Source organism: Selenomonadales bacterium (genome assembly GCA_017442105.1).
GTDB lineage: Bacteria > Bacillota > Negativicutes > RGIG982 > RGIG982 > RGIG982.
In genome coordinates, this window is sequence record JAFSAX010000233.1 from 1 (window position 1) to 7,000 (window position 7,000).

Genomic DNA, 7,000 nt, shown 5'->3' on the forward strand with positions numbered 1-7,000 from the left:
CATCAGTGGTACGACATATGCGCTGAATGGTTCTATCCAAGAAGTGGGTAATCAAATATTCTTCTGTGCGCCGAACAATGTTGAAGTGTCGATCGAAGCAATTCAAGACAAATTTGCTTCCGCGACTTTTATGCCGTGGGATAGAATGACGAAAGATGAGCAGTAATAACGATGAGTGATCGTGAGAAGATTCTTCGATATTATAAAAACAGCGGACAGGAAGATGTGGTAGCAAAACTTCTTGACCTTGCTGATGTTGCTGCTAAGACGCGCAAATATCGTGTAAGCGAGTTTCTTGATCCCGCAGGTTTTGCGGCGGCAGAAACGATCATTGCGCAATATGACAGCCTGAAGCTTGCCGAAGATGGCGGTTATGAGGGGGCAGAACGCAAGAAGGTCGCGTTTATCCATCGTGATTTTATGGGAACGGAAAGTTTCGATATTACGGCTGTTCGATTCAGTTGGGATAATCGTTATCATGAGTTGTCGCATCGCGATGTGCTCGGTTCTATCATGGGAAGCGGTATCAAACGTGATGTGATAGGCGATATTTTGATGCGGCGCGATCATTGTATCGTGGTGACTTCGCCTGTTATTGCGAATTATTTGTTGACATCGGTCGTTACGATCGGTGCGGCGCAGGTGTCTGCAAGTGAGATGGCTCTTGATGAGATCCCGCCGAGAGAGCAGAAGGTCAAGGAGATCCGTACGACTGTAGCGTCGATGCGTCTTGACGTTATTGCAGCGGCAGGCTTTGGCACGTCGCGCAGTAAGATGGCAAATGAGATCGATGTCGATAAAGTGAAAGTGAACTGGAAAGATGTCAAAAGCAGTTCACAAGCGATCAAAGAGGGCGATATTATTTCGCTTCGCGGTCGTGGTCGTGTAGAAGTGGCCGAGGTCATGGGGACGACGAAAAAAGGCAGAATCAATTTAGTGTTACGACGTTTTATTTAGAAGGAGGACACGCATGTTAACGCCATTGGATATTCATAACAAAGAATTTGGTCATAGTTTTCGCGGTTATAATGAAGGAGAAGTAGATGAGTTCTTGGACGAGATCGTCAAGCACTACGAAAATCTCTATCGTGAAAATGCAGAATTAAAAGATTCTCTTGAACGCATCGAAAGCAAATTGGAGCAGTATCAAAAGATGGAAGCGACGCTTCACAATACGCTTATCGTTGCGCAGGAAACGGCAGAAGAAGTAAAACTCAATGCGCGTAAAGAAGCTGACTTGATGCTCAAAGAAGCTGAGCTTCGCGGCCAGAAAGCGATCGAAGAAGCAAATAGAGATGTGCAGAAACTTCGTGAAGAGTTCGAACTGCTTCAAAAAGAGATGAATCTGTATCGTACACGTCTTCGCACGTTGATCGAAGGCCAGTTGACATTGGTCAACTCTCAGATGGGTGAATAATCTTATCTCTAATAAGAGAAAGATATTGACGCGATCGGTCTGTTTTTGTATAATAATCATATTGTAAATAAGTTTAACGCGATGATGAAGCAAGTAGTCTGTAACGAGTTGGCAGCGAATCGGGGATGGTGTAAGCCCGAGCAACAGAAGCAGATGAAGATCCCTTCTGAGCTGCTCGCTGAAATAACAGTAAGCGATGCCGAGTGACGCACGATATTACGTCTTAGAGTGACAAGTATATTGTCATTAGGGTGGTACCACGGGAACTTTGCCTCTCGTCCCTTATTGGGATGAGAGGTTTTTTATTTATGTTGGAGGTGCTTGAAAGTGGATTACAGCAAAACGCTGAACTTACCTGAAACAGATTTCCCCATGCGCGGCAACTTGCCGAAACGTGAACCGGAGATCATGGAATTTTGGAAAACGAATGATATTTACAACAAACGCCAGCAAAAAGCAGAAGGCAAAAAACAGTTCATTCTGCATGATGGCCCGCCGTATGCAAACGGTAAGATCCATCTCGGTCATGTTGTAAACAAAGTATTGAAAGATATGATCCTGAAATACAAATCGCTTCGCGGTTATCAGACACCGTATGTTCCGGGTTGGGATACGCACGGCATGCCGATCGAACATGCTGCTATCAAAAACTTGGGCCTTAACCGTCATGAACTTGATCCGCTCAAACTTCGTGAAGAGTGCAAAAACTATGCGCTCCAGTGGATCGACATTCAACGCGAAGACTTCAAACGTCTTGGTGTAAACGGTGATTGGGACAACCCGTACATCACACTCAAACATGCCTATGAAGCAAAACAGATTGAAGTATTCGGCGATATGGCGAAAAAAGGCCATATCTACAAAGGCTTGAAAACGGTATATTGGTGCCCGTCTTGCGAAACGGCTCTTGCTGAAGCTGAAATCGAATATGCTGAGAAAAAATCGCACACGATTTACGTTAAATTCGCAGCTGCCGATACGCAGGGCAAACTTCCTGAAGGTTTGACGAATGAAAACGTATTCGCTGTTATCTGGACGACGACGCCGTGGACGCTTCCTGCAAACGTGGCTATCGCTGTTCATCCGGAACTTGAATACAATTGGGTAAAAGTAGAAAATGAAGTATACTTGATCGCGAACGGTCTTCTTGAAGCAGTTGCCAAAGATGCAAAATGGGAATCGTATGAGATCGTTGGTTCGATCAAAGGTGAAGATGCGGCAGGCATGACGTTCACGCATCCGTTCATTGATCGTACATCTATCGTTGTAACGGCTGATTATGTTACGCTTGAACAAGGTACAGGTTGCGTACACACAGCTCCCGGCCATGGTCCTGATGACTTTGAAACGGGTCTTCGCAATGATCTTCCTGTACTCAGCCCTGTCAATGGTGCCGGTAAATTCACCGAAGAAGCAGGCGAATTCGCAGGTATGGATATTCATGATGCAGAAGTACCTATCATCAAACGCTTGGCAGCAAACGGTGCGCTTCTCTCGAAAGGCTCTGTTCGCCATCAGTATGCACATTGCTGGCGTTGTAAAAACCCTGTCATCTATCGTGCGACGGAACAGTGGTTCGCATCGGTTGACGGATTCCGTGAAGAAGCTCTCAAAGCAGTTGAAGATTCGCGTTGGATCCCGAGCTGGGGTGAAAATCGTATTCACAACATGATCGCAGATCGTCATGACTGGTGTATCTCCCGTCAGCGTGTATGGGGTGTACCGCTTCCGATCTTCTATTGCGAAAAATGTAATGAGCATATCATCAATGAAGAAACGATCGAAGTGATCAAAGAACTCTTTGCAAAAGAAGGCTCTGATGCGTGGTGGGCAAAATCGGCTGAAGAGATCCTGCCGACGGGTTTTGCTTGTCCGAAATGCGGTCATACGCATTTCCGTAAAGAAACAGATATCATGGACGTTTGGTTCGACAGTGGTTCGAGCCATGCGGCAGTTCTTGAACAGCGCGAAGAACTCAGCTGGCCGGCTGATCTCTATCTCGAAGGCAGCGATCAGCATCGCGGTTGGTTCCAGTCGTCGCTTCTTACTTCGGTAGCAACGCGCGGTCGTGCGCCGTATAATGCGGTATTGACGCATGGTTTCGTTGTTGACGGCGAAGGCAAAAAAATGTCGAAATCCGTCGGTAATGTAATCTTCCCGCAAGAGATCATCGAAAAATTCGGTGCAGATATCCTTCGTTTGTGGGTATCGTCGGCTGATTACCAAGCAGATATCCGTATCTCCAACGATATCATGAAACAGCTTTCCGAAGTATATCGTAAGATCCGCAACACATTCCGTTATATCCTCGGTAACCTCAATAACTTCAACCCTGAAACAGATATGGTATCGTACGATGAGTTGGAAGAGTTCGATAAATGGGCACTTCTCCGTCTTGCACAGGTACACGACAAAGTGACGACGGCATATGAAAACTACGAATTCCATGTGATGTATCATGCAGTTCATAACTATTGCACGGTCGATCTCAGCTCGATCTACCTCGATGTCTTGAAAGACCGCCTCTATACGTCGGGCGCAACGTCCGTATCGCGTCGTGCGGCACAGACGACGATGTATCACATCCTCAAAACACTCGTTGTATCGCTTTCGCCGATCCTTACGTTCTCGACGGAAGAAGTATGGAAACATATGCCGAAAACGGCTGATATGCCTGAAAGCGTACAGCTTGCTGACTGGCCTGTACTCAGTGAAGAATACAAAAATGAAGCACTCGACCAGAAATGGGAGCAGATTCTCAATCTTCGTGGTGAGATCACAAAAGCGCTTGAAATTGCACGTCGTGACAAAGTTATCGGTCACTCGCTCGATGCTGCCGTTACGATCTATGCAACAGGCGAAAACTATGCTCGTTTGGCAGAACTCGGGGAATTCTTACCGCGTCTGTTGATCGTGTCGCGCATTCAGTTAGTAGAAGGTATGGAAGCACCGGAAGGTGCATTCCGTTCGGAAGAAACTGAAATGGCAGTTCAGGTTGTTGCCGCAGAAGGCGAAAAATGTGAACGCTGCTGGATCTTCGATGAAACGGTCGGACAAGTCAGCGAACATCCTACGCTTTGCAAACGCTGCGCAGCAGTATTGGCGAACGAATAAAATAAGAGTGAAAAGAGTCGGGATAGTATCTCGACTTTTTTCATATTTTAATGCTAGAGGAGGGAGCCAATGAATCAAGAGAAGAACAAAGAACTCTTAACGCGGTGGGAACGAATTGCCGAGCGACTTGATGCATCGCGAATAGCAGACTATGTAGAGTTGATGAATAAACCACGCAAACTTATCTGGACAAGTTTTGTTGCAGGGATTGCGCGTGGCTTTGGTGCAGCTGTTGGGGCAACAGTCGTTTTTGCATTGGTATTAGAAGTGCTCAGACGATTGATCGTTGTCAATGTTCTCGGTATCGGTGATTTCATTGTGTCTATCTTAAAAGTGATCGAGGCAAAACAAGGCGGCTTTTGAAAAAAAGAAATATCTCTTATATATCGCGCTGTATCAATTCGTGGTATACTATAAGATATGAATAAAAAGACGGTGTACTCGTCGCATTGATAGAAAGGAAACCCTATGCGTTTGGGAATCTTAGTTGTTCTTATCGTTGTATTGGATCAGTTATCCAAATCGTATATACAAGCGAATATGAAGCTCGGAGAATCGATTCCGATCGTCCCTGATGTCTTTCATATCACATATATTTTGAATCCCGGAGCCGCATTCGGGCTCTTTGCCAATCAGACATTCTTTTTCATTGCGCTTGCGGTAGCGATGATGTTGGCAGTCATTTATTTTTATCCTGCGATCAAGAGGGAGTCTGCATGGATGAAGGTAGGTATCGGACTTCTTGTCGGTGGTGCGATTGGGAATCTGGTTGACCGTATTCAGATCGGAAAGGTCGTAGACTTTTTTGATTTTCGCATCTGGCCGATATTCAACGTTGCTGATATTGGTATTGTCTGTGGTGCTCTTATTATTATCGCTGCAGCTTTTTGGGAAAAGGATAAGAGTGAGGTGAACACACATGGATGAAAATGTTCTCTCATGGACGATCGAGGCAGAACAGGCAGGAGAGAGGATAGACCGTTTTTTGCAAGCAGAAAATCCCGACATGTCACGTGCCAAGATACAGAAATTGATTCAAGATGGTTTTGTCACAGTCAATCATTCTGTGGTAAAATCAAACTATAAGCTTCGAAATCGTGATGTCATCGAGTTCACCATTCCTGAGCCGACCGAGGTCAATATCGAAGCGGAGGATATCGCACTTGATATTCTCTACGAAGATTCCGATATGATCATTATCAACAAAGCGCGCGGCATGGTCGTTCATCCTGCGCCGGGGAATTATACGGGGACGCTTGTAAATGCGCTTCTCTATCATTGTGATGATCTGTCGGGAATCAATGGTGAACTTCGTCCCGGTATCGTTCATCGTCTTGATAAAGATACTTCGGGCGTTATGGTTGCCGCTAAGAATGATATATCACATCAATCACTTGCAATCCAGATCGGAGAAAAAACGGCGACACGTACGTATCTTACGATCGTACATGGGAATATGCGCGAAGATACAGGTACAGTCAATGCACCGATCGGGCGTCATCCGACTGACCGTAAGCAGATGGCTGTTGTCGAGAAAAACAGCAAACACGCTGTTACGCATTTCCGTGTATTGGAACGATTTGGTCAGTATACGTTCCTTGAATGTAAGCTTGAAACAGGACGGACACATCAGATACGTGTTCATATGGCGTATATCGGTCATCCTGTTGTTGCCGACCCTAAATACAGTCGCAGTAAAGTGCCTTTTGCCATCAAAGGACAAGCACTTCATTCGGCCGAGCTTCGATTGAAGCATCCTACAAGCGGTGAGGAAATGGTATTTACTGCGCCTATGCCGACCGATATGGAAAAAATTTTACATAAATTACGCTCACAGAAAGGATGAGGAAAATGGCTGTTGTCATTGATAAAAAAACAATTATGGATGCACAGGCGATCAAACGTGCATTAAAACGTATTGCACATGAGATCATCGAGAAAAACAAAGGAACCGAAAACCTTATTTTGATCGGTATCAGAAGCCGTGGTGTTCCGCTCAGCGAACGTATTGCGGAAGAGATCAAGGCTATTGAAGGTGTATCGGTACCTGTCGGTGTACTTGATATCACGCTCTATCGTGACGATCTGTCGCAGCTTGGTTATCAAGCTGTCGTCCACGAAACGGATATTCCGTTCGATATTTCGGGAAAAACGATCGTATTGATCGACGATGTTCTCTTTACGGGAAGAACGGTACGTGCCGCGCTCGATGCTGTGATCGACATGGGCAGACCGAAAATGATCCAGCTTGCTGTATTGGTAGATCGCGGTCATCGTGAACTTCCGATCCGCGCTGACTATATCGGTAAAAATGTTCCTACCTCCAGCAAGGAAACGATCGTTGTTAAAGTTGAGTCGATCGACAACGAAGAATGCGTATTGATTCAAGATATCCAGTAATATAACAGAACTATTATGAAACAGGAAATACCGATAATCAGGTGTTTCCTGTTTTTTATGACGAATATA

General features: G+C 45.4%; 8 protein-coding genes and 1 other annotated feature. All 8 genes read left to right on the forward strand.

Annotated elements, in window-relative coordinates:
* Positions 1–166, forward strand: a 166-nt coding sequence (gene sepF / locus IJN28_08830) for a cell division protein SepF (GenBank protein MBQ6713869.1), incomplete at its 5' end; no start/stop codon positions are given.
* 5 nt (positions 167–171) lie between these two features.
* Entirely contained in the window at positions 172–957 is a 786-nt protein-coding gene (locus tag IJN28_08835) for an RNA-binding protein (GenBank protein ID MBQ6713870.1), read from the forward strand.
* A gap of 13 nt (positions 958–970) precedes the next feature.
* The gene (locus tag IJN28_08840) at positions 971–1,417 is read left to right on the forward strand and encodes a DivIVA domain-containing protein (GenBank protein MBQ6713871.1); all 447 of its coding nucleotides are present in this window, start codon (positions 971–973) and stop codon (positions 1,415–1,417) included.
* 72 nt (positions 1,418–1,489) lie between these two features.
* Positions 1,490–1,703: a binding site (T-box leader), on the forward strand.
* Between the two features lie 41 nt (positions 1,704–1,744).
* Positions 1,745–4,531 (forward strand): isoleucine--tRNA ligase, encoded by a 2,787-nt coding sequence (gene ileS / locus IJN28_08845; protein ID MBQ6713872.1) that lies wholly within the window; start codon positions 1,745–1,747, stop codon positions 4,529–4,531.
* Between the two features lie 69 nt (positions 4,532–4,600).
* On the forward strand, positions 4,601–4,894 hold the full coding sequence (locus tag IJN28_08850; protein MBQ6713873.1) for a hypothetical protein: 294 nt from the start codon (positions 4,601–4,603) through the stop codon (positions 4,892–4,894).
* Between the two features lie 105 nt (positions 4,895–4,999).
* Positions 5,000–5,458 carry a signal peptidase II gene (gene lspA, locus IJN28_08855; protein ID MBQ6713874.1) on the forward strand — a complete coding sequence of 153 codons (459 nt, stop codon included), beginning with the start codon at positions 5,000–5,002 and terminating at the stop codon, positions 5,456–5,458.
* Positions 5,451–6,377 carry an RluA family pseudouridine synthase gene (locus IJN28_08860; GenBank protein MBQ6713875.1) on the forward strand — a complete coding sequence of 309 codons (927 nt, stop codon included), beginning with the start codon at positions 5,451–5,453 and terminating at the stop codon, positions 6,375–6,377. The genes lspA and IJN28_08860 overlap by 8 nt, the downstream gene beginning before the upstream one ends.
* A gap of 5 nt (positions 6,378–6,382) precedes the next feature.
* Positions 6,383–6,931: a bifunctional pyr operon transcriptional regulator/uracil phosphoribosyltransferase PyrR gene (gene pyrR, locus IJN28_08865; GenBank protein MBQ6713876.1), complete on the forward strand. Its 549-nt coding sequence runs from the start codon at positions 6,383–6,385 to the stop codon at positions 6,929–6,931.
* Positions 6,932–7,000: the final 69 nt, after the last annotated feature.